Origin of the sequence: uncultured Winogradskyella sp. (genome assembly GCF_947496485.1) — a bacterium.
Lineage (GTDB): Bacteria > Bacteroidota > Bacteroidia > Flavobacteriales > Flavobacteriaceae > Winogradskyella.
This window is the reverse complement of record NZ_CANMCZ010000001.1, coordinates 1,540,724-1,564,640: the sequence shown is the minus strand read 5'-3', so window position 1 is coordinate 1,564,640 and position 23,917 is coordinate 1,540,724. Positions and strand designations below refer to the sequence as shown.

General features: G+C 32.9%; 19 protein-coding genes. 12 read left to right on the top strand and 7 right to left on the bottom strand.

Annotated features, from left to right (window positions below; translation table 11 throughout):
* Positions 1 to 16: 16 nt before the first annotated feature.
* A complete protein-coding gene (locus Q0822_RS06675) occupies positions 17 to 1,150 on the top strand; it encodes an ATP-binding protein (protein WP_299121751.1) in 1,134 nt (377 codons plus the stop codon).
* A 214-nt stretch (positions 1,151 to 1,364) separates the two neighbouring features.
* Here the strand turns inward: Q0822_RS06675 and Q0822_RS06670 are convergent, their stop codons facing one another.
* Entirely contained in the window at positions 1,365 to 2,552 is a 1,188-nt protein-coding gene (locus tag Q0822_RS06670) for a DUF1501 domain-containing protein (protein WP_299121749.1), read from the bottom strand.
* 2 nt (positions 2,553 to 2,554) lie between these two features.
* Positions 2,555 to 3,928 (bottom strand): DUF1800 domain-containing protein, encoded by a 1,374-nt coding sequence (locus Q0822_RS06665; RefSeq protein WP_299121747.1) that lies wholly within the window; start codon positions 3,926 to 3,928, stop codon positions 2,555 to 2,557.
* Positions 3,929 to 4,210: 282 nt separating this feature from the next.
* Between Q0822_RS06665 and Q0822_RS06660 the strand changes: the two genes are divergently transcribed.
* Positions 4,211 to 4,687 carry a hypothetical protein gene (locus tag Q0822_RS06660; RefSeq protein WP_299121745.1) on the top strand — a complete coding sequence of 159 codons (477 nt, stop codon included), beginning with the start codon at positions 4,211 to 4,213 and terminating at the stop codon, positions 4,685 to 4,687.
* Positions 4,688 to 4,755: 68 nt separating this feature from the next.
* On the opposite strand, the gene Q0822_RS06655 is transcribed toward Q0822_RS06660, so the two are convergent.
* From Q0822_RS06655 to Q0822_RS06635, 5 genes are all read right to left on the bottom strand, one after another.
* On the bottom strand, positions 4,756 to 5,304 hold the full coding sequence (locus Q0822_RS06655) for a hypothetical protein (RefSeq protein ID WP_299121739.1): 549 nt from the start codon (positions 5,302 to 5,304) through the stop codon (positions 4,756 to 4,758).
* Between the two features lie 22 nt (positions 5,305 to 5,326).
* Positions 5,327 to 6,253, bottom strand: a complete 927-nt coding sequence (locus Q0822_RS06650; RefSeq protein WP_299121737.1) for an OmpA family protein — start codon at positions 6,251 to 6,253, stop codon at positions 5,327 to 5,329.
* Positions 6,254 to 6,355: 102 nt separating this feature from the next.
* The gene (locus Q0822_RS06645) at positions 6,356 to 7,060 is read right to left on the bottom strand and encodes a hypothetical protein (protein WP_299121733.1); all 705 of its coding nucleotides are present in this window, start codon (positions 7,058 to 7,060) and stop codon (positions 6,356 to 6,358) included.
* Positions 7,038 to 7,730: a hypothetical protein gene (locus Q0822_RS06640; RefSeq protein WP_299121731.1), complete on the bottom strand. Its 693-nt coding sequence runs from the start codon at positions 7,728 to 7,730 to the stop codon at positions 7,038 to 7,040. The genes Q0822_RS06645 and Q0822_RS06640 overlap by 23 nt, the downstream gene beginning before the upstream one ends.
* A gap of 117 nt (positions 7,731 to 7,847) precedes the next feature.
* Positions 7,848 to 9,401, bottom strand: a complete 1,554-nt coding sequence (locus Q0822_RS06635; protein ID WP_299121727.1) for an aldehyde dehydrogenase family protein — start codon at positions 9,399 to 9,401, stop codon at positions 7,848 to 7,850.
* Positions 9,402 to 9,522: 121 nt separating this feature from the next.
* On the opposite strand from Q0822_RS06635, the gene Q0822_RS06630 reads away from it, so the two are divergent.
* The 10 genes from Q0822_RS06630 to pbpC all read left to right on the top strand — a co-directional run bounded on the left by Q0822_RS06630 (position 9,523) and on the right by pbpC (position 23,912).
* Positions 9,523 to 10,602: an isoaspartyl peptidase/L-asparaginase gene (locus tag Q0822_RS06630; RefSeq protein WP_299121726.1), complete on the top strand. Its 1,080-nt coding sequence runs from the start codon at positions 9,523 to 9,525 to the stop codon at positions 10,600 to 10,602.
* Between the two features lie 246 nt (positions 10,603 to 10,848).
* Complete coding sequence (locus Q0822_RS06625) at positions 10,849 to 11,184, top strand: hypothetical protein (RefSeq protein WP_299121725.1); 336 nt, start codon at positions 10,849 to 10,851, stop codon at positions 11,182 to 11,184.
* A 279-nt stretch (positions 11,185 to 11,463) separates the two neighbouring features.
* Positions 11,464 to 12,516, top strand: coding sequence for a DUF6090 family protein (locus tag Q0822_RS06620; protein ID WP_299121724.1), 1,053 nt, complete (start codon positions 11,464 to 11,466; stop codon positions 12,514 to 12,516).
* A gap of 28 nt (positions 12,517 to 12,544) precedes the next feature.
* Complete coding sequence (locus tag Q0822_RS06615) at positions 12,545 to 13,258, top strand: DUF6090 family protein (protein WP_299121722.1); 714 nt, start codon at positions 12,545 to 12,547, stop codon at positions 13,256 to 13,258.
* 43 nt (positions 13,259 to 13,301) lie between these two features.
* Positions 13,302 to 14,033, top strand: coding sequence for a DUF6090 family protein (locus tag Q0822_RS06610; RefSeq protein ID WP_299121721.1), 732 nt, complete (start codon positions 13,302 to 13,304; stop codon positions 14,031 to 14,033).
* Between the two features lie 288 nt (positions 14,034 to 14,321).
* Entirely contained in the window at positions 14,322 to 19,898 is a 5,577-nt protein-coding gene (locus Q0822_RS06605) for an MG2 domain-containing protein (protein WP_299121719.1), read from the top strand.
* Positions 19,899 to 20,103: 205 nt separating this feature from the next.
* Complete coding sequence (locus Q0822_RS06600) at positions 20,104 to 20,958, top strand: SH3 domain-containing protein (RefSeq protein WP_299121716.1); 855 nt, start codon at positions 20,104 to 20,106, stop codon at positions 20,956 to 20,958.
* A 4-nt stretch (positions 20,959 to 20,962) separates the two neighbouring features.
* The gene (locus Q0822_RS06595) at positions 20,963 to 21,256 is read left to right on the top strand and encodes a hypothetical protein (protein WP_299121715.1); all 294 of its coding nucleotides are present in this window, start codon (positions 20,963 to 20,965) and stop codon (positions 21,254 to 21,256) included.
* Between the two features lie 2 nt (positions 21,257 to 21,258).
* Positions 21,259 to 21,567, top strand: coding sequence for an antibiotic biosynthesis monooxygenase (locus tag Q0822_RS06590; protein ID WP_299121714.1), 309 nt, complete (start codon positions 21,259 to 21,261; stop codon positions 21,565 to 21,567).
* Positions 21,564 to 23,912: a penicillin-binding protein 1C gene (gene pbpC / locus Q0822_RS06585; protein WP_299121713.1), complete on the top strand. Its 2,349-nt coding sequence runs from the start codon at positions 21,564 to 21,566 to the stop codon at positions 23,910 to 23,912. Before Q0822_RS06590 ends, pbpC begins: the two co-directional genes overlap by 4 nt.
* Positions 23,913 to 23,917: the final 5 nt, after the last annotated feature.

The window sequence follows — 23,917 nt, the reverse complement described above, 5'->3', positions numbered from 1 at the left end:
CCCAGGAATTACAAACATGATTAACAAAAGGCTTCTCATAAAAAATCTATTAGCTCACAACGATGAGAATAGTTTTTATGATAAAAAGCGAAAAATTGATATCAGCTTTAAAGAGGGGAAAGCTAAATTTCTAAAACATATTTGTGCACTTTCAAATAGCAATCCAAAGAACAATTCTTACATTGTTATTGGTGTTGAGGATGAAGACAACAAAATAATAGGTGTTGATTTTTTTGATGATAGCAAAATTCAAAATCTTATCAATGCCTATCTCAGCAATCCTCCAATTGTACAATATGAAAATATTCCGTTTCCGCACTTACCAGACGATAAAGTAGTTGGTTTGGTAACCATAAGACCTATTGATGAAATTACATCTCTAAGAAAGAATATTTGGAAATATTATGGTGGAGCAGTTTTTTTTAGAGATGGTAGCATGAGTATGCCAAAAGTGTTTGACATTGAAATTAAAGATGTTAATTCTAAAATTGTCATTGCCATTGAAAAACATGCGCAAAACAACATTCAATTAACGCTAGATGGTGTTTTTGATTTTATGAATAAACGCCAAGATTTTAATCCTAAGTACAAAGTTTTTAAAGAATACTTTGTTTTGTGCTGGTCTGGTGATAAAAAACATATTAAAGATGAAGTATTCTTCTCTAGAGTAGATATAGAATTAATAAATGAACAAGTACGTCTGTTTTATTCAACTTTAGATGAAGTTGCTATTTCTTATACTGAAGATTCTTTTAAAATTGTTGAATATGTAAGACTAGGTCTTCAAGAATCTTACAAATATTATAAGCTTGAAGAAAAAACAATTTATTTTGATGATAATGCCAATTATTCTATTGAAGCAAACTTAGTTTTTGATCCCCCACAATTTGATAAAAAGGTATTGCATCATATTTATAATGCCAATAATTCTATTTTAGAAAAACTTGAAAAAAACATCTCATTAAATCAAAATGAAGACATAGATTTACAGAATTTGGCAGCTAGTTATTTAATTTGTTACCTCAACGGTTTTGATAATGCTTTACTTAAGTTAGATGCTGTAAAGCCATATATAAAAAACTATAATTCAGAACTCTACAAATCTTACAAGGAAACTTTAAGAATATTAAGAAAAGTAAAATACAGTTAGTTCGTCGGAAATAACGGATTTTTTATCCTTATTTTTTGCATATCGTCGGATTTGTAATCAAAACGGTACAGATTATACATTTTTTTTTACCATTCATCATAAAATTTGTTGACCAAAGGATTTTATACACATCTTTGTAGTGCTATTAATCAATTATTTAAACCTTGTTTCATTAATGCGAAAGCAGAATTGTAACAAGGTTTTTTTTATTTCTTTAAATGAAATCTAATAATTTTTGTTTAGCAGGAATTATATCTTCAGCAGAAACATCCATCCATTGTGAAAGAATTGTGGCATAAATAGACCTAAAATCTATAGTATATTTTAAATCCCCATTATCATCCAAATCATTTAAGCTACCAAGATTATTATAAAAACCAGCTTTCTTTAGATTTTTACCTATTACAAAAACATTATTAGCAGCACCATGATCTGTACCGTTAGCTGCATTTTGTTTTAAGCGTCTTCCAAACTCCGAAAAAGTTAATATCAACGTATCTTCAAAGGTTTTATCTCTTTTTAAATCTTTTACAAATGCCGATACACTCTCTGCATACTGAGACAATAATCTCGATTGCTTATTGTTTTGATTAGCATGTGTATCAAATCCACCTAAAGATGTATAAAACACTTTAGTGTCTAAATCTGAATTGATGAATTGTGCTACATTTTTAAGTTGCTTTGCAAATTTGTTTTGAGGATATTCTTGCTGCGATAATTTTACCTTGGTGTTATCATAAATATAATTGGCGGAAGACTTAGCTTCGATCATTGTCTGATATAAATAACCCAAATTATGTTCGCTTAAATGAGCATCATTATAATGATTTATTACGTTCTTAAAGTATGGGTCTTTTGCTGATCTATATAAAACTTTATAATCACTGGTTGCAATACCATTAAAATGCTCACCTTTCATAGCCAAACTTAATTGCTCATCCATTTCAATAGCATTATAGGGCTTTTTACCATGTCGGTCTAAATAACGTCCTAACCAACCGCTTTGCAAATATTCATCTGAGCCACTGGCAGTTTGCCAAATATCCATTGATCTGAAATGTGATCGCACAGGGTTAGGATAACCCACATTATTTATAACAGATAACTCGCCTTTATCAAACAAAGATCTTAAAGGCGCTAAACTTGGATGAAAGCCCAAATTATCATTCAACTTAATTATATCTTTTGTAATAGCTAAACGCGGTCTAGAATTATAATAAATATCATTATTATACGGAATAATGGTATTAAGTCCATCATTACCTCCTGCCAATTGAATAATAACTAAACGTTTATAACCTAAACGCTCAGTAGCGACAGATTCTAAGGCCTTAACAAAGCTAGGTACAAAGAACAAGCCACTTGCTAATGCAGAATTTTTTAAAAATTTACGTCTTTCCATAGTTAGCACATTTGATATTCTGGTAACGACATTAGCTGAACACAATAATCGCGCTTAGAGCCTTTATTAAGTGTCTCTAAATAATCTAATGTTCCCTTATTTACAGGACCTTGAATAATATAATCTTCAAGATTTTCAGTTTTAGCGAATTTGAAATTTTCGGAGAATGTATCCCAATCTGGTAAAACCTTAAAGGGCAGCTTACCTTTGTTTCGCTTAAAAAACTTCTTTCTAAAATTGTCGTTAAAATCACCTTCTTCTTTTAAAGAAATCATAGCATTATTAAGTAATACCGAAGGTAATTTTAAACGTACCATTATGGTATTAGCATCAATCCAAGCTTTATTAATTTTCCAACCAGCAACATTAGGTGGGTCTAATAAAGTTTGTCCTAGTAGTTTCTGAATCTTTAATAAGTCTTTCTCTTTCTCAAATTTAACAGGCACCACATTTACCATTCCTACTAAAAACTCTATAGGCGATTTTATCTTTGCACCAATATTTTCTTCTTGGTAAAACCAATCACTCATAAATATGTAACGCATTAATTTTTCAATATTGTAATCTTTAAAAAACACATCTGCCATGGCTTCAATATGTTTTTTGTTTGGTTCTGGATTTACAAAATAACGATAGATTTTCTTCGAAATATATAATGCACACTGTCTGTCTTCAAGTATTATATCTACAATGTCATCACCTGAGAAATTTCCTGTTTTACCTAAAAAGGTTTTTAAACCTTCATCATGTTGTCTCTTTCTAAATCGAAAATCACCATTAAAATTATGATTATATCCTGTAAAGGCTCTGGCGCTTTCTTTAATATCTGTTTCAGAATACTGACCTTCACCAAGGGTGAATAATTCCATTAATTCGCGTGCAAAGTTCTCATTAGGTTTTGCCTTCCTGTTTTGTTTTCCATTTAGATATTTTAGCATAGCTGCTTCCTTGGAAATAGCTTTCACGAAAGTTCTAAAATCACCAAGTGCATGCGCTCTCAAAGTATTATTGAATTTCTGAGCATACACCACATTGTTATCCTTACACACAAAATGATTTGCCCAAAACAGCGTCATTTTTTCCCTTAAAAGCTCTTTTGGCTGAACCAGTTGATTTACCCAAGCATAATTTAGCTCTACTACTTTTTTTCGGCTTTTAACCCTTAGTTCTTGAGCAAATTTTGGATTATTCTTTAGGGATTCATTGCTAATGCCATCCATAAAAGACATATCTATTTGTAGTGGTGTTGAAGATTTAGAACTTTTAAAAAGATTTTCAACAACCTGTTCCCTGCTTTTAGGCAACGTTTTAAGCGATTTTGAATTACTTCCAAAACCTGCACGCCAGTATAAATGTTGAAGTTCTTTTCGTTTCATATTAAGTTAGACTTAAACAGTGAGCTTTAGTTTAATTTCTTTTATTATTGTTCTCACAACTCAAGGATTAATATACATTTTTTATTTTTCATTAGTCCTCTTTAAATTACATATAAACTCTAATTGAGTATTATTCTAAATTTAGAAAATAACGATAAAATGCATTATTTTAGGTTAAAACAAATTTTTTTGTAAATTAGAACCTACAATTCTAGGTTAATTTAAAAACTCAATAGACAAAATCAACCTTACTAATATCCCAATCTATTAAAATTTAAAACTATGGATTCATTAAAATTCAACCAACAGCAGATTACATCAAAATCTACTTTTACAAAAAAATTGAAAGGAAAAATGATTATTTTCTTAGTAATAGCCTTACTACTAAGTTTATCATCCTGCAGTAGTGACGATAATGAGAATGACATACAAGATACATTTTTAGGAAATTACATTGGAGGTTATAACGAAGACCCAAATTCTACAGAATTAAGTTTTTTAAACTTTAAAATGAATTTCAATACAGATGGTACTTTACATGTCACTGACACTGGTGGAAACGAAGCTGATGGTAATTGGACTCAAATAGATAATGAAATAACAAGTGTTTATTCTTATAATAATGGAGAAAGTTTTTTTACTGTTAAAACCGATTTAACTTTTATTGATAATGTGACTTATCTCATAGGATATTGGAGTTCTGGGGAGATGTTGTCTGACCCAGCTACTGGTTATTTGAAATTAACTTTAGAAGAATAATATTCTAAAATAAAAAAACCGTTTCTAACATAGAAACGGTTTTTTTTATTACTCGTATCAAAAACATGTTACTTTCCGCCATCGAGTTCATCTTGCCACTTTAACAAGTCTTCCCAACGCCCTTCGTAAGCCATTTTTGCTTGTTCTGGCCAAGTACCAGGCTTGTGAATTTTGTAACGATCACCACCACTATTTAAAACACTTTGACATTTATCGACGCTACATTCTGATAGTGCTTTCCATGTCTTAACATCGTGGTTATGAAATAGCTCTTGAATTTTTGGTCCAATACCTTCAACAATTGTTAAATCGTTTTCTTTTATGCGCTTTCCAAAGACTGCCTTGGCTGCATCAGCATCAAAGGCTATGGCTGCAACTGCAGCAGGAGCAGCAAAAGATGACGCTACATTACTGTTGCTTAGAGATGATTTTGCCGAAGCTAAATCCGTATCTAATTGTGTTTTAGCTTTTCTGCAGGCTTCCAAATCTTTTTCGAGTCTTCTAATTTTATCATTGCAATCATCATGATTACTTCCTCCTAAAAATCTTCCTAGTAAGTAACCTAATAATGCACTTATTAGACCTACAAGTAATGGGATTAATATACACCAGTTCATAATTTTATAATGTTTTAAGTTGTTAGTTAATTGTTATTACGGTACGTCTATTTTCTTTACGTCCTTCTTCTGTATTATTGTCTGCAATAGGCTCCGTCTGACCTTTAGAAGTTGCTTCCACATTACTTCCTAAAATTCCATTTGTTACTAAATAACTTTTAGCAAAATCCGCTCTACCCTGTCCTAAGTTCATGTTACTATCTGCATTACCTGTGTTATCTGTATGGCCTACGACCTGCACTTTAACTCCAAGCTTATCTACACAACGCGAAATATCTGCTATTTTTTGACGTTGTTCTGCAGTTAAATTAATCTGAGCCTGACCTGTATTAAAATATAATACTAATGGATTCTTTCTAATAGCATCACAGGCAGCCTCGAGAGCTTCATTTGTAGCACCTTCTTCTAGAGTTACAATTCCAAATTTTAATGGACCAAATAAAGTACTGGCATCATCCGGATTGATGTCATCATTAAGTTCCCCATGCGTATCGACCTGTTTTGAAGGGATTCCTTGAGAAATCAAATAATTCTTAACAGCATTTGCTCTAGCTAATCCTAAATTTGGATATGCTGAATTATTGGCTTCACCACTACGATAATAACCAGTAATATCAATATCCTTTAAAGGATTTTCCAAAAGGTAATCTTTCAATTTACCGACGTTAGATGCTACACCTGCAGAAATAGGTTCTAAAATTGAAAAATTCGATGTTTTAAAATTAAAGTTATCATTAATTTTAATGTTGAAGTCACCATCAGCATCAGAAATTGTAAATGCATTTCTAGTCGCGGTAATAACCTCAGGTTCTTCTACAATATTGGTGTCTTCTGTTTCGATCTCTTTGTTTGGATTACAATGGCAATCGTCGCAAAGGTAACAATACAATAAGGTGCCAATAATGATAGTAAGTAAAATACCTAAAAGGTAAGATGTTTTTTTACTCATTAGTTAGTGTTTTTAGTTAATTGACTATCAATATATTAAAAAATTAACATAGTTCGCCATTAATCTGAAACACAATACTTAAAAAAGTCACATGAACAAAATCTAGTCTAGAAATCTAGAAATTAAATCTCTGCTTCCAATGGTAAATACAAGTCCAAGACCAATAGTACTATATTTACCTTTGGAGAAAAAATCTTCAACTGTAGAGGGTGTGTTGATATTAGTTTTGCTAATATTATAACCATAATCTAAATATAGCATAAAATGTCTTCCGAGTTCATAGTTAAGATAAAACCCATACCTATTCAACTTTGCAGAATCGTATTGATCTGCAATATCAGAACTTGAAAAACCTGTATTTTTATATCTTAAATCACCATCGATTGAAATATTGACACCTAATCTTAAACTTTCTGCTGGAAGAAATTCATAGCCCAAATAAAAGTAATTTTCAGAAATACGTGTCTTTTTATAATTCCCTAAAAGTTCTTGATTTTTTACATCTAAATAACTTGCGCCAGATGCAACTCCAATAAAAAACTGTTTATATACATACATTTGAACTCTAAAATCAATACCAGATTTTCCTTTCAAACCTTTTCCCATAAAATTGTCTCCACTAGTAAAAGGTTTATGTCCACCCACCATAATTACAAAAAAATTCTGACGTTCTTCTGAACTAAAAAAGTTACCCTTAGTTGACTCCTCAGTATAATCATTAGATGTACTTTCTTGAGCTGAAATTATGACATTAAATAAAAGGATGACTAAAACGAATAAATTTTTAGTAATTGAGTGAAAAGTCATAGTTTTCTTCATCTATAGTTATAATTTGGGTTATTTCTGGCTCGTCATTTATGGAATAAGCGAATTCAATACTTTCACCGAATAACACACGTAAGTTACTCTCTAAATTGGGTAGATTATTACCAAGACTTCTATTGATAACTTCTTCTTGAAAGCAATAAGTCTGCAATTCATTAAGTATAGTACCCTCGTAAGTTTCTAGGCAAACTGGATCGATATACCTGATTCTAAATGTAATTGTATTCCCATCACCACTCGTACGGATGACGTTATAATTAAAATTTGCTAATTTTTTTAAAGTGATTTCGCCTAAACTAAATGTAAGATCTACAGGTGTATAATCTTCTGTATTATTTTTATAGACGTAACGCGAGTATATTTCGCCAGCATCAACCTCAATTGCAAAATCTTCATCTTTATCATAAAATGAAATCACAGAAAAACTTCCATTAGATTTACTGTAGCCTTCACCTAAAATGTATTGACTCTGACCTCCTCCAATTCCAGAACCTCTTTTCGTTGCAATACTGATTTTGGCTTCGGGTATGGGCGAATTATTTTGATCTAACACCACACCAGTAACCATAATTCTTGTGTCATTCTCTAGTCTAACTTCACAAGTTAGTAGTGGAGTCAATATAAATAAAAGTAGTAGTTTTTTTATCTTCATGCATGAAAAGCTTACCTAGAAGATACAAAATGTAAGAAAAGGTTGCGTTGAATAATGTTAAAAAATAAAGCCGAATCTATCGAAACGGCTTTTATAATTTTTACATCAAATAATGTCTTACAAATCGAACTTAATCCCTTGCGCTAATGGCAATTCGTCAGAATAGTTAACCGTGTTGGTTTGTCTTCTCATGTATACCTTCCAAGCATCAGAACCAGACTCACGTCCACCACCAGTTTCTTTCTCACCACCAAAGGCTCCACCTATCTCAGCACCAGATGTTCCGATGTTTACATTGGCAATTCCACAATCAGAACCAGCATAAGACAAGAATTTTTCAGCTTCCTTCATTTCATTGGTCATAATTGCTGAAGATAATCCTTGAGCAACACCATTTTGTTTAGCAATAGCATTTTCAACGTCACCAGAATATTTCATTAAATATAAAATTGGAGCAAAAGTTTCGTGCTGTACAATCTCAAAATGATTTTCGGCTTCAATAATTGCTGGTTTTACATAGCATCCAGATTCATAACCTTCACCTTCTAAAACTCCACCTTCAACCAATACGTTTCCACCTTCAGTTTTCGCTTTTTCAATTGCAGTTAAATATGTATTCACAGCGTCTTTATCTATTAAAGGGCCTATATGATTTTTTTCGTCTAAAGGATTACCAATAGTTAATTGCCCATAAGCACCAACAATTGCATCTCTTACTTTATCATAAACAGATTCATGAATAATTAAACGACGTGTAGATGTACAACGTTGACCACAAGTACCAACAGCACCAAAAACAGCACCCGGAACTACCACTTTTAAATCCGCAGATGGAGTAATAATAATGGCATTGTTACCACCTAATTCTAATAATGACTTTCCAAAACGTTCGGCAACAGTCGCACCAACAATTCTACCCATACGTGTAGAACCAGTAGCTGAAACTAAAGGGATTCTTGAGTCGGTTGTCATAAACTCACCTACTTTATAATCACCATTAATGATACAAGAAATACCTTCTGGGTAGTTGTTTTCTTTTAATATATCAGCTATAATATTTTGACAAGCTACAGAGCATAAAGGTGCTTTTTCTGACGCTTTCCAAACACAAACATCTCCACATATCCAAGCTAAAGCCGTATTCCAAGCCCAAACTGCAACCGGGAAATTAAAAGCCGAAATAATACCAACAACACCAATTGGATGCCATTGCTCTCTCATAACATGTCCTGGACGTTCCGATGGAATTACCTGACCATTTAATTGTCTGGATAAACCAACCGCAAAATCACAGATATCAATCATCTCTTGCACTTCACCATAACCCTCTTGTAAGGATTTACCCATCTCGTAAGACACCAACTTTCCTAGAGGCTCTTTTAAATCTCTTAGTTTGTTACCAAACTGACGAACAACTTCACCACGAACAGGAGCTGGTACATCTCGCCAAGATAAAAATGCTTTTGTAGCAGCATCCATTACCTTATCGTAATCTGCTCTTGTCGTTGATTTTACTTTACCAATTAATTGACCATCTACAGGCGAATAACTTTCGATGATTTCACCGTTAGAAAAATTATTTGAACCTGTTGAAGAACCTTCATTTAATTCTTTAACACCTAACTGGTTTAAAGCTTCTTTTATTCCGAAATCGGTAGCAACTGCTTCCATATATGCTTGTTTTTTATGAATTATTAAATTATCACGCGAAGTTACTAATAAAATGTCAATTTCTTTTGAAGCAATAGTCCTAAAAATGTAACTTTAAAGCACTTATAAAATCTAACTCATCATGAAAAAATTGATTCCATTTGTTATTGTATTATTTTTATGTTTTGCGTGTAAAAATGAAAACACTTCTAGAGACACTGCTAAAGCCGAAAATGCACTAGAAACAACAACTGAAAAGCCAGAATTTGCGATCATTATTCATGGTGGTGCAGGCACGATTCTAAAAAGGAATATGACTCCAGAAAAAGAAGCGGCATACAAAGCCAAACTAGAAGAAGCGATTAGAGTTGGTTATGAGATTTTAAAAAATGGAGGGTCGAGTTTAGATGCAGTGACTAAAACCATTAATGTTATGGAAGATTCACCACTCTTTAATGCTGGTAAAGGCGCTGTTTTTACTAATGCAGAAACTAACGAATTGGATGCCTCAATTATGGATGGTAAAACTTTAAATGCAGGAGCTTCAGCTGGCACAACAACAGTTAGAAATCCAATTGATTTAGCAAGAGTTGTTATGGATAATTCTAAACACGTAATGCTTTCTGGCAAAGGAGCTGAGCTATTTGCAGAAGAACAAGGTTTAACATTAGTTGAACCGTCTTATTTTCATACAGACAGGCGTTTAGAGTCTCTAAAACGTGTTAAGGAACGAGAAGCAAAAAAAGTGGGCAAAGTTGATACTGAATCTGCCTATTTAGATTTTTATGATGCAGATATTAAAAATGCGAAGTTCGGAACGGTTGGCTGTGCTGCGCTAGACAAAAATGGCAACTTGGCCGCAGGTACATCGACTGGAGGCATGACTAATAAACGTTATGGTAGAGTTGGTGATGCTCCAATTATTGGTTCTGGCACTTATGCTAATAATGCCACGTGTGCTGTGTCGAGCACAGGCTGGGGAGAATATTTTATTAGAGCTCAGGTCGCGCACGATATTTCTGCACTTATGGATTATAAAGGCTTAAGTTTAAAAGAAGCCTCTAAACTAGTATTAAACAAAGTGAAAGATCTAGGAGGCGATGGTGGTATTGTTGCTGTAGATAAAAATGGTAATATGGTTGCTGAATTTAATACAGCTGGTATGTATAGAGCTACTATGAATGACAAAGGAGAATTGGTTATTGGCATTTATGAGCAATAAGATGTAACATTTTAATATCTTTAAACACATATAGTTACCCAGCCTCAACGACTACCATCAACCTAATTTGTTTTCAACCTAAAGAAAGTAAATGATTAAAATTTATAAGCGATTCCGCAAACAACTTCTATCCAAGAATAAATTTTCGGAATGTATTATCCATGACATATGCGAACTTTCGCTTTTGCACATTGATACCATAACATCATTTGAACTTAATAAGTCAAAGTAATAACCGATTATATTATGAAAAACCAAAAGCCAAACTGGACCAAATCTGAACTGCAAGTTTACATTTTACTGCTCTGTGCCAATGCTGATAAAAAGGAAACAGAGGAAGAACTGGAAATGATACTCAGTAAAGTACCAAAAAAGACCTTCGGAAAAATGTACGCTAAATTTCATAAACATTCTGAAGATGAGAGACTAGAAAAAGTTGAAAGAGTTATTCAAAATCATGACTATAGCGATATGGAACTTGCAGCATTTAGAAGAGAGATGTACAAAATTTTCTTTACAGACTGCAATTTTAGTATGCTAGAAAAGCGCCTAGATTGGACTTTAGATAATATTCTTTATTGATTCATTCTAAACCGTGTACTTGCACCATCTAGTAATTAAGAGAAACCACAAAAGGCTTTTTACTGTAACATATCACTATCTTATACATATATAATTAACCAACCTCAACTACAACCATCAACCTAATTTACTTTCAACCTAAAGAAAGTAAATGATTAAATTTTTTAGGCGAATCCGCCATTATCGTAACACAATTTTGATTTATCAAAATCAAAGGTCTTGTAGACCTTTGGTGAAGATAGCCGCTTGCGGACTTACTAAAAACCTAATTATTAATTTATGATTAAGTTCTTTAGAAAAATCCGTCAAAGTTTATTATCCGAAAATAAATTTTCGAAATACATCATCTATGCCATAGGCGAAATCATCCTTGTGGTTATAGGAATTCTAATAGCGTTGCAAATCAACAATTGGAATGATTCTCGTAATAAAGAACAAAAAACAACTACTTTATTATTAGATGTCCTAAACGAAATTGAAAAAAATATTGAGATTTCTACAGAAAAGCTACCTTATTTTCATGAAAAAGATAGTGTGTTTAATGCCATAATGTTTAAACAAGTCACTAAAGAAACCTACCTGAGTCCTGAATTCCCAGAATTTAAATATATGCTGAATGACTCTAGAAAAGTTGAATTACTGGAAGAAGCATTCAATGTCTTGATGGCTAATATGCAAGATGTGCCTTTACGTTATAAAACTATTATTAAAGATTTAAGTCACCTCAATAAAATCCTAAAAAAAGAAGTTGATGAATGGAATAAAACTTTTAGTAATGAATTTCAAGATTATGTTAAGTATGAGTCCGAAAATTATTCTTGGTTTTCTGATTATTCAGAAAATGGTAACGGCCCAATATTAGAATATTATCTTACAAGTAATGATTACAAGAATAGAGTTGCTTACAGGCATGATATCGTAATACATAACTTAGAAGATCACGTGCTCAAATATCGAAAAGCAGCTATAACCATTTACATGCAAATTGCTAAGCTTTTGGAACTAGAAATGGATTCTAAAAATATGGTTTGGCAAATTTCTAATCCTAAATTCTACACTGGTACATATAAACTAGAGTTTTATATAAAAAATGGTTTTATCTGGGGAAATAAAAAACCAACAGAGCAAGTCACCATTATTGAAAAAGAGAAACGCTTGTTTATGACAAGTCCTTTAGATACCACAAAATTCGAAGTTATTCCTTTTTCTAAAACACAGTTTTTTACAGTAAACAAAGGTTCTTATTTTACTTATAAAATTAATCATGGTGATACCTTAATAGAATCTAATAATGGTACTATCTATAAAAAAATAACTAGCAACAATGATTAAACTCTTTAGACATATACGCTATAAACTTATGAGTGAAAATAAAACAGGCAAATACTTTAAATATGCCATTGGCGAAATTATCCTTGTAGTAATAGGCATTCTCATAGCCTTACAGATTAATAATTGGAATGAAAAACGAAAAACAAACATTCAACTAAAGTCTGCGCTTAAATCAGTATACAATGATATGGTTTCAGATAGTGTTATCGTATATCAAAGCTTACCATTGGTACATTTGCGAGATAGTACCATCAAAAGTTTAATACAGCGTTCTTATGCCACAGAAACTAATCTCGACACTTTAATTGTGATGATGCAAAATGAGTTTCCTCTGAGATGGTATAGTTCGCCTCAGTACAATAAAAATACCTTCACAAATCTAAAGAGCACAGGAGCGTTTGATATTTTACCTAATGATATAAAACTGTCTTTATCTGATTATTACACTACTATAGAATCCTATGAAACTCTCAACGATGAGGTCTTAAATCAATATCGAATTCATCTAGACGATTTTGTAAAACGGTACAACATCATAGGTCGTTTTTATGACAGTAATTATAACAATAGTTATATATACAAAACTAGCTGGACCAATGTTAACGGAGCAGATTTTGCACCAAGAGTGGCTGTGTTATTTGCAGCTTACAATGTATTATACGTATATGCTAAAGAGGAGTTAGAAACCAACCTCGAGAATATTAGAGCTATTTTACCACAACTAAAACCATTTTTAGATTAATAGTCATATGATTAAATTCTTCCGAAAAATACGCTACAACCTTATGAGTGAAAACAAAACAGGCAAATACTTCAAATATGCCCTTGGTGAAATTATCCTAGTGGTCATTGGTATTCTCATTGCACTACAGATTAATAATTGGAATGAGCAACGTAAAAGCTCAAAACAAGAGGTTCAACTTCTAAAGCAACTCCAAAAAGACATAAGTATTAACAAAGACAACGTTGTAGAACAAAATAAACGTCTAAATATTAACAAGAGTGGTATTGATAGTCTTATTTTTAGATTAGACAAAAAAAATTACAATTTAATGGTTCCTGTTTTTTTGTCTCAAACTTTACGAAAGAGCGACTTCAACAATGCGAGTTCAGGTTATAATATAATGCAAAATGGCAAAGCATCACTTATATCAGACGAAAGCATTCTAAAATCTGTTCTTAATCTCTATGAAAATGATTTACCTGATATTATAGATAGACAAGGGGTTATGAACTATAGTATTGACTATATTCAAAACAATTTTATCAATAAGCTTTTTGTTCAAGCACCTAATAGTTTAAATATTAAATTTAATGAGTTTGATGTAATTGCTACAGACCTTTTTGAACCCTTAGATTTTGACTCACTATCACAAAATATCGAATTTAAAAATACACTCATTCAACTTAGAAAGTTAATAGAAACGAGATTAATTTATCTTGAAAGTACTGAAGACAAGCTAAAGAAAACGATAAAGCTTTTGGAGTCTAAAACAAAATTAGACCAACATAATTAAGCTTTTAGAAAATAGACTATGACCTTATTAGTGAATACAAAACCTTTTTTCAATTTCAATAAAATTACTCTGGTAATTTTGTGGTGAGAATTTTTAAGAAGTATTAGTTCAAATCTTCTAGATAGAAATTCAATAATTAAAAACCACCCCAAAGGACATTTCTTAACTTTAAGAACAATTTAACAACAGACAAAAGTCTAAACCTATAAAAATTAGAGTACTTATTTAACAAGAATGCACCTACCCTTCTTTTTAAATCAAAGTTTTACACTAAATCCATCAACAATTATGCAAATCAAAAAGCACCTTGCCTTCCTAGCTCTAATCACAATCGCTATTTCGTGTAAAAAGAAGCCTGTAGAAACCGATAATATTTTTAAGTATAGAGATTACATCAGTTATACCACTTCTGGAGTTGTATCTGTTTTAGAACCAATTAAAATTAATTTGGCTAATGAAGTAGAAGGATGGGAAGCAGAACAAGATATAGATGTAGACATAATTAAAACACAACCTCATATTCAAGGTACCTTAAAAGCACTTAACAAACATACACTACTTTTTACTCCTGACGAACCTCTAGAACCAGCAACCGAGTATGCAGTTACTGTTAAACTTGGTGAAATCTATGAAACAATGCCAACAGAGTTCGAAGATTACACCTTTCAATTCAAAACTATCACTCCTAGTTTTAGCATCATGACAAACAATCTGCAATCCTACAGCAAAGAATGGCAATATGTATTAGGTCAATTGCGCTCTTCGGATGTTATTAACTTAGAAGATGCTAAAAAATTAGTTTCAGCAAAGCAAAATAAAAAAGACCTCAGCTTGGTTTGGTTAGAAATGTCAGAACCTTCTAAGTATTTTGAATTCAGAATTGATAGTATTAAGCGTCAAACAGAGGATAGTAAAATTGATATCACTTGGGATGGTAAAGCAATTAAAGCTGAAAATAAAGGAGAGAACTTTATCAATATTCCTGGAAAAAACAACTTTAGTATTGTAGAGACAAAAGTAATTCAAAGTCCTGAGCAATTCTTATCTATTAACTTTTCAGACCCACTAAAAAAGCAACAAAACTTTGGAGGATTAGTCACTATTCAAAATGTAAAAAACCCAAAATATATTGTAGACGGAAATGTTTTAAAAGTCTATCCAGACAACAAATTGGTTGGTGCTATAAAAGTAAATGTCTTTACAGGTATACAAAATACAGATGGATTTAAACTAAAAACTGCCTTTTCTCAAACCTTAACTTTTGAGGAATTAAAACCACAAGTTCGATTGATTAGCAACGGTTCTATTTTACCTAATTCAAAAGATTTAAAATTCAATTTCGAAGCTGTTAATCTAAGTAAGGTCGATGTTAGAATCATTAAAATATTTGAAGATAATGTGCTTCAATTTCTGCAAGAAAACAATATGGATAGCAACTACGAACACTCCATAAAACAAGTAGGACGTCGTATTGCAAAAGAAACCATTACCTTAATAGGAGATGAAAGTTTAAACACGGGTGAGTGGAAAGCTTACAGCATCGATTTATCTAAATATTTACAAGCAGATCCTGGAGCTATTTATAGAGTAGAAGTCGGATTTAAAAAAGACTACTCGCTATACGATTGTTCTTCAAAATCTGAAACTACTGAAGTTGAAGAAGACGATTACTACGATGAGTATTACGAAGAAGATTTCTATGCATCTGAAGAACTAACGGAAGAAGAGGAAGAATTAAGGGAAGAGCGCTATTGGGATAATCTAAGTTACAGTTATAGAAACACCAATTACAGATATAGAGACAGAGATAATCCTTGTACAGATTCGTATTTTAATTATGGTAATCGTTCTGTATCGCTAAATCTAATAGGTTCAGATTTGGGTGTTATTGTAAAGCAAGGCAATGATTTTAATTATTTCTTTGCGGTAACCAATATTCTATCCACAGATCCAGAATCTAGCGCTAACGTTACACTATACAATTATCAACAACAGGAAATCGCTAAAGGCAATACTAATAGTGAAGGTATTATAGAAATTGATGCCAAAAAACGTGCAGCTTTTGCTATTGTTTCAAAAGGGAAGAGTGTAAGCTATGTAAAGCTTCACGATGGTAATTCCCTTTCACTGAGTAAGTTTGATGTGTCTGGAAACCGACTTCAACGTGGATTAAAAGGATACATCTATGGTGAGCGTGGAGTTTGGAGACCTGGAGATAGTTTATTCTTAACTTTTGTTCTAAATGATAAGGCTAATAAATTACCGAAAAGACATCCTGTTAAACTAGAAATCACAGATCCTGTTGGTAAATTGGTTTACAGAAAAGTCTCTGTAGATAATATCAATAATTTCTATGATTTTAAAGTCCCGACATCATCAGATTACAAAACAGGAAATTACAACGCTAAAGTTTCTGTTGGTGGAGCCAACTTTACAAAAGGCCTTAAAATTGAAACGGTAAAACCAAACCGATTAAAAATTAAAATAGATTTTGAAGACGACGTTTTAACCAACAACAAACCTCTTAAAGGAGACCTAAACGTGGCATGGTTGCATGGTGCACCAGCAAAGAATTTAAAAGCTGAAATAAAAGCAAAATTCTCAACCTCATACACAAGTTTTGAAGGCTATAAGAATTATGTGTTTAATGATCCGACTAAAAACTTTAGTACAGAAGAAACCAATGTTTTTGAAGGTTATTTAGATGCTGAAGGCAATGCAAAAGTAGATACAAAACTGAACATTGGCAAAAATGCACCAGGCATGTTAACTGCTCAATTTTTAGTAAGAGCATTTGAAAAGGGAGGTGATTTTTCTCTCGATGCGTTTACGAAGCCTTATGCACCTTATGAAAGTTTTGTAGGTCTACAATCCCCAAAAGGAAACAACTATGGTTCATTTTTTACAGATGAAAATCAAACCTTCGATATTGCTACAGTTACAGCTGAAGGCAAACCAATTCAGCGAAAAAAATTAGAAGTAAAAGTCTATAAAATTGAATGGAGATGGTGGTGGAATTCCTCTTACGATAACCTTTCGAGTTATGTGTCGAGCAATTATCATAGACCTGTGCAACAATATTCAATTGATACGGACGCAAAGGGAAAAGCAAGTTTCAAACTCAAAATTCCAGAAAGTGATCGTGGCCGTTATTTAATTAGAGTGGTTGATCCTGTGAGTGGTCATGCCACAGGAAGAACAGCCTATTTTTATAAAAATTGGTGGTCTAACTCAGCAGGTGGTGATAAAGAAGCCGCTAAAATGTTAGTCTTCTCTACTAATAAAGACAAGTATAACGTTGGTGATACAGCAAAACTCACCTTCCCTTCTGGAAGTGAAGGCCGAGCTTTAGTAAGTATTGAAAACGGAACAGAAGTATTGCAACACCAATGGGTAAAAACAAAACCTGGTGAAACAACCATTGATATTCCTGTAACCAAAGAGATGGCACCAAATGTGTTTATTAATATTTCACTTTTACAACCTCATGCGATAACCTCAAATGATTTACCTATTCGTTTATTCGGAGTCATTCCTATGATGGTAGAAAATCCTACGACGAAGTTAGAACCACAAATCATTATGCCAGACGCAATTCAACCAGAGCAATCCTATGAAATAAAAGTGTCTGAAAAAAACAAAAAAGCCATGACATACACTATTGCTGTGGTCGAAGAAGGACTTTTAGATTTAACACGATTTAAAACACCAAATGCCTGGAATAGTTTCTATGCTAGAGAAGCTTTAGGTGTAAAAACCTGGGATATTTTCGATGATGTAATCGGAGCTTATTCTGGTAGTATCGACCAAGTCTTTGCCATTGGTGGAGATGGAAGCGCAGCAGGTGGAAAAAACAAAAAAGCGAATCGCTTTAAACCAGTGGTGACGTACTTAGGCCCATTTTTATTAGATGCAGGAAAAACAAAAACACATCAACTAAAAATGCCAAATTATGTTGGTGCTGTGAGAACTATGGTTGTTGCAGGAAACAGTAATACTGAAGCCTACGGAAGTGCAGAAAAATCAGTAAAAGTTAAGAAGCCTTTAATGGTTTTAGCCACCTTACCACGCAAGTTAAGTCCAGGTGAAAAAGTAACGCTTCCTGTAACCGTCTTTGCGATGGAAGATAAAGTGAAAGACGTAAAATTAACTTTAAAACTTAGCGACGGAATTACAGTAAAAGGAAACAAAACACAATCACTTAAATTCAGCAAACCAGATGAAAAAATGGTCTATTTTGAATTAGATGTGACCAAAGCAAAAGGTATCAATAACATTGAAGTTGTAGCCACAGGAAATGGCGAAAAATCAACTTATAAAGTAGAGATTGATGTTGAAAACCCGAATCCTTTTACATCTCGTGTTATTGACAAAGAACTGCAAGCCAATGCAAAACAAACGGTTGATTTTACAACGTTTGGAGTGCCAGGAAGTAACTCAGCAACAGTAGAATTTTCAACCTTACCTCCTATGGATTTTACGAAACGAATGGCTTATTTAATTCGTTATCCTCATGGCTGTTTAGAGCAAACAACATCTGGAGTATTTCCACAATTATATTTAACCGATATTTTCGATTTAACACCTCAAAAGAAAAAAGAAGTGCAACACAATATTGAAAATGGCATAAGACGCTTAGGGAATTTTCAACAAGCAAATGGAGGTATGAGTTATTGGATTGGTGAGAATACGGCAAACGATTGGAGTACAAGTTATGCTGGCCATTTTATGATTGAAGCTGAAAAGAAAGGATTCGTTTTACCTCTAACATTTAAGAGTAATTGGATTGCCTACCAAAGACAAGCAGCTCGTAATTGGAGGCCAAGTTACCAGTCTTATCATACTGATTTTGCTCAAGCATATCGACTTTACACATTAGCATTAGCTGGTGCGCCAGATTTAGCAAGTATGAATAGACTTAGAGAGTTTGATGAGATTTCTAATGATGCTAAATGGAGGTTAGCCGCAGCCTATGCATTAGCAGGACAAAAAGAAGCTAGTGAGGCGATTTCAAAATCAGCAAATATTGATTTTGAAAACAACGAATCTAATCGTTACACCTACGGTTCAACTTACAGAAATAGAGCCATGGCTTTAGAAACTATGTTACTCACTAATCATCCTCAAAAAACAGATTTAGCTAAGTCAATTGCAAAATCATTATCAAGTAGTCGATGGATGAGTACGCAAACCACAGCTTATAATCTGTTAGCATTAGGAAAAATGATTAGTCAAAGTGGCGGAAAAGAATTAAAACTAACCTATACCATCAATGGTAAATCAGAAACTATTGACACCAAAAATGGTATTGCCCAACGCAATATTCCTATAAATGACGGTGCAAATCAAATTGCGATTAATAATTCAAAAGATAATTTGGTTTATGTGAGAGTTCTTAATTCTGGTAAGTTGAAATTGGGTGACGAGATAGCAGAACAAAGAGGCCTATCAATTTCAACCGTTTATAAAGATTTACAAGGCAACAAAATTGATGTGACCAAATTACAACAAGGACAGGATTTTGTGGCTACGGTTAGTATTTCAAACTTAACTAGAGATTATGTTAATGATGTTGCGCTCACACAGATTTTCCCTTCGGGTTGGGATATTGTAAATACACGTTTTACAGATTTTGGAGATACCACTGTGAGTAATGCGAGGTATACAGATATAAGAGATGACAGAGTCAATTTCTATTTTGATATGAATAGAAAAGGAAAGTATGGAACTAAAACTTTTACAGTAATGCTTAACGCATCTTACTTAGGAACCTATTATTTGCCTGGAGCACAAGCTGAAGCCATGTATGATGTTGATGACTATTTGGTAAGAAATAAAGGGAAATGGGTTACGGTTGAGAAATAACGAAGAAGACCTGTCATTGCGAGGAATGAGGAACGAATGACGTGGCAATCTCATCAAATGAAATAGAAACAACAAGCAGATTGCCTCAGCTGATAAAAAATCAGCTTCGCAATGACAACACTAAACAAAACTAAAACTCGTCGGTCGACAGACAAGAATCCTAGAAAATAAACCGCTAAAATGTTTAACTTAAAAACAAGTAATTATGCAAAATTTAAAACAGATTTTAGCGATCGTATTAGTATTCAATTTAGCAATATTAAACGCACAAGAACAAGAAGAAGCCCATGTGGCTGCAGAAAGTGGACTTTCTCTTAGAGAACAACCAGATATCAGTGCCAAAATGCTTAGTAAATTATCGTATGGTGAGGCTATTGGAGTCATAGAAAAAACCGATAAAAAACTGGTAATACTAGATAGTGGAAAAAAAGTATCCGGAGAATGGGTAAAGGTGGAGACCAGAAACCATATAGGTTATGTATTTAATGGCTATTTATCACCAAATAAGATTGCCAGAACAATTCGCCTAAAACTCAATAATTTGAATGTGGAAATTAAAAACTTAGCCACTAGCGACTATAAAAGATCGCATAGCTTAAAAGAAGTAGATTCTACTACAATTAATGTGGATATAAGTGATAAGCCTGAAGGTAAAAATATTGTTCTATTAGATAATGATTATAAACAAGTGAGTTTATTTCAACGCTATGAAAATAGTTTCACTTTTATGAGTTCTGATTCTAATTGTAACTCTAGTGAATGGAAACAATTTAATACCGAATGGAAGCCACTTAAACAGTTAAAATCTAATACTTTTGAGACATTAACCTATACAGAAAATGACTGGGTCAATTTTGTTAAAACAGCTACTAAAGCTATAAAAGATGACGCTGCAAATAAATGTGGTAAAGACTGGTTAGACTATGTAAAAACCATAAAAAACATAAAAGATTATCCAGTTAGTATTTCAAAAGAGCGTGTTTTTATTAAATTTATATTGACAGATTTTGAAGATAACATCACTGAAAAAATAATTGAATTTGAGATGCCACAAAGTTAATTTTATGAAATTAAATAAATTAATTGTTTTCTTAGTTTTTAGTTTAATATTTAGTTGTAAAAATTATTATAACGATACTATAAATTGGGCTGATAATCTTCAAGAAGGTATATCCTTGGAATCTGCAAAAAACAGACAACCATATTATATAGAAGTTGATTGGGAAAACCCACAGACTATTGAAGATCAAAAATGGTATTTAATTATAAAAATTAAAGGTAACAATGATCCTTTAAGAATGTCACATTATTTAGTATTTAGTAAAGACAAATACCTATATAGAGAATCTAAGAAATAAACATGAATAACTTTAAACCATACTTTGCTGTAATATTTACATCAACTCAAACTGAATATACTGAAGGTTATGCTGAAATGGCAAATAGAATGGAAACCTTAGCAAAACAACAAAAAGGTTACATCGGTATTGAAAGCGCTAGAAGTGATATAGGTATTACAGTGAGCTATTGGGAAAGTTTAGATGCCATTAAAAATTGGAAGGCCAATACAGAACATTTATTCGCTCAACAAAAAGGACGAGAACAATGGTACAATTGGTATAATGTGAGAATTTGCAAAGTTGAACGAGAGTATGAATTTAAGGTTTGAAACTAACAAACTACATAAAACAAAATAAAATAAAATCTGCAATTATTGTATTGCTTCTAATTGTCTATTATTTCTGTTTACCTCAACAATTATTTAAAGTTCCAACAGCAACAGTTATAACAAGTAGTTCAGATGAATTGTTAGGAGCATTGATTGCTGATGATGGTCAATGGAGATTTCCAGAAAGCGATAGTATTCCAGAAAAATTCAAAACCTGCATTCTTCAGTTTGAAGATGAATACTTTTATAAACATCCAGGCTTTAATCCTGTTTCAATTTTTAAAGCTTTAAAAGGTAATTTAAATTCTGGCTCGGTAAAGCGAGGTGGAAGTACTATTACACAACAAGTAATTCGTTTATCTCGTAACGGACAATCGCGTACTTATTTTGAAAAGTTTAAAGAACTCATTTTAGCTACACGATTAGAGTTTAGATTATCAAAAGATGACATTTTGAATTTATACTCAAGTCATGCTCCATTTGGAGGCAACGTCGTTGGGATTGATGCGGCATCATGGCGCTATTTTAATCGAAGCCCCTTAAATTTATCTTGGGCAGAAAGTGCTACATTAGCTGTTTTACCAAATGCACCTAGTTTAATATATCCTGGGAAAAATCAAAAGCGACTATTAGATAAGCGCAATCGTTTATTAAAAAAACTCTTTGAAAATGGTAGGATTGATGAGCTCACTTATGAGCTGTCCATTGACGAAGATTTACCACAAAAACCTTATCCATTGCCTCAGATTGCCCCTCATTTACTTCAAAAAATAGCAAAAGAGTACAAAGGAAAACGTATTAAAACAACTATTAAAACGTCACTGCAAGAACAAACCAATTCTATTGTAAAACAGCATTATAACCTTTTAAAGCAAAATGAAATTTATAACATTTCTGTTTTGGTTTTAGATGTCAAAACAAGAGAAGTATTGACTTATGTTGGCAATTCACCAACAGATAAAGCACATCAAAACAGTGTTGATATTATTGATAAGCCTAGAAGCACAGGCAGTATCTTAAAGCCTTTTTTATATGCCTCTATGCTTGATGCTGGAGATTTATTGCCAAATACTTTAGTCGCAGATATACCAACTCAGTTTGGGAGTTACCAGCCTGAGAATTTTAATCAGTCCTATGATGGCGCAGTCTTTGCCAACGAAGCATTATCGCGCTCATTAAATGTACCTGCTGTTAGGATGCTTCAAGATTTTGGTCTAGATCGGTTTTATCATTATTTAAAAGAACTAAAACTAAAAGACTTAAAATACAATGCCAATCATTATGGCCTGTCTTTGGTGCTTGGTGGTGCGGAAAGTAACCTTTGGGATTTATGTAAAAGCTATGCTGCAATGGCTTCAACTTTAAATCATTTTAATGATAACTCGAGTAAATATTATGATGATGAGTTTTCTGAGCCAAGTTTCATATTCGGAAAACCTATCGATTTTGGAGAACTTAAAAACGAAAAAGTAGTTTTTGATGCCGCTTCAATCTATCTCACTTTTGAAAGCATGAAGCAAGTAAATAGACCAGAAGGCGATGACAGCTGGGAATATTACGATTCGTCACAAGAGATTGCATGGAAAACAGGAACCAGCTTCGGTTTTAGAGATGCCTGGGCGATTGGTACAACAAAGGATTATGTGGTTGGCGTTTGGGTTGGCAATGCTGATGGCGAAGGACGACCAGGACTAGTTGGAGTGCAAACTGCTGCGCCAATTCTATTTGATGTGTTCGATGTTTTACCAAAAAGTAAATGGTTTGCACAACCTTATGACGAAATGCTAGAGGTAAATATCTGCAAAAAAAGTGGCTACAGAGCATCTTCAATTTGTGATGGTACTGAGTTGAGATATATTCAAGCTAGTGGTAGAAAAACGGCACCTTGCCCTTTTCACAAATTAGTACATTTAGATAGGTCTGAACAGTTTCAGGTCAACTCCTCTTGTGAATCTGTTACGAACATTAATAATACCCCTTGGTTTGTTCTTCCTCCTTTGCAAGCTTATTATTTTAAACATAAAAATCCGTTTTATAAAACTGTCCCTCCTTTCAGAAATGATTGTGCAGAATCTTCAGGAGTTTCCATGGAATTTATCTATCCTAATCAGCAAAATACTATTTTCTTACCTAAGGATTTTGATGGCAACACCAACGATTTGGTCCTTAAAGTGGCACACTCAAAACCAGAATTAGAACTCTATTGGTATATTGATAATCAATTTGTTGGTAGTACAAAAGATATACATGATATGGCAGTTTTACCATCCTCTGGTGAACACATCATAACTGTTACTGACGAATTAGGAAATGAGCTAAAGCATAAAATTACGATTTCAGATTAATTACT